The 766-nt window shown below is 55.9% G+C and carries 1 protein-coding gene; it reads right to left on the reverse strand.

From position 1 onward, the window contains the following. On the reverse strand, positions 1-766 hold a 766-nt coding region (gene lacI, locus SB751_RS28020; RefSeq protein ID WP_410748788.1), incomplete at both ends, for a DNA-binding transcriptional repressor LacI.

Genomic DNA, 766 nt, shown 5'->3' on the forward strand with positions numbered 1-766 from the left:
GCGAAAATCCTGTTTGATGGTGGTTAACGGCGGGATATAACATGAGCTGTCTTCGGTATCGTCGTATCCCACTACCGAGATATCCGCACCAACGCGCAGCCCGGACTCGGTAATGGCGCGCATTGCGCCCAGCGCCATCTGATCGTTGGCAACCAGCATCGCAGTGGGAACGATGCCCTCATTCAGCATTTGCATGGTTTGTTGAAAACCGGACATGGCACTCCAGTCGCCTTCCCGTTCCGCTATCGGCTGAATTTGATTGCGAGTGAGATATTTATGCCAGCCAGCCAGACGCAGACGCGCCGAGACAGAACTTAATGGGCCCGCTAACAGCGCGATTTGCTGGTGACCCAATGCGACCAGATGCTCCACGCCCAGTCGCGTACCGTCTTCATGGGAGAAAATAATACTGTTGATGGGTGTCTGGTCAGAGACATCAAGAAATAACGCCGGAACATTAGTGCAGGCAGCTTCCACAGCAATGGCATCCTGGTCATCCAGCGGATAGTTAATGATCAGCCCACTGACGCGTTGCGCGAGAAGATTGTGCACCGCCGCTTTACAGGCTTCGACGCCGCTTCGTTCTACCATCGACACCACCACGCTGGCACCCAGTTGATCGGCGCGAGATTTAATCGCCGCGACAATTTGCGACGGCGCGTGCAGGGCCAGACTGGAGGTGGCAACGCCAATCAGCAACGACTGTTTGCCCGCCAGTTGTTGTGCCACGCGGTTGGGAATGTAATTCAGCTCCGCCATCGCCGCT

The sequence above is a fragment of the Cupriavidus sp. SIMBA_020 genome, assembly GCF_046535395.1.
GTDB classification, from domain to species: domain Bacteria; phylum Pseudomonadota; class Gammaproteobacteria; order Burkholderiales; family Burkholderiaceae; genus Cupriavidus; species Cupriavidus campinensis.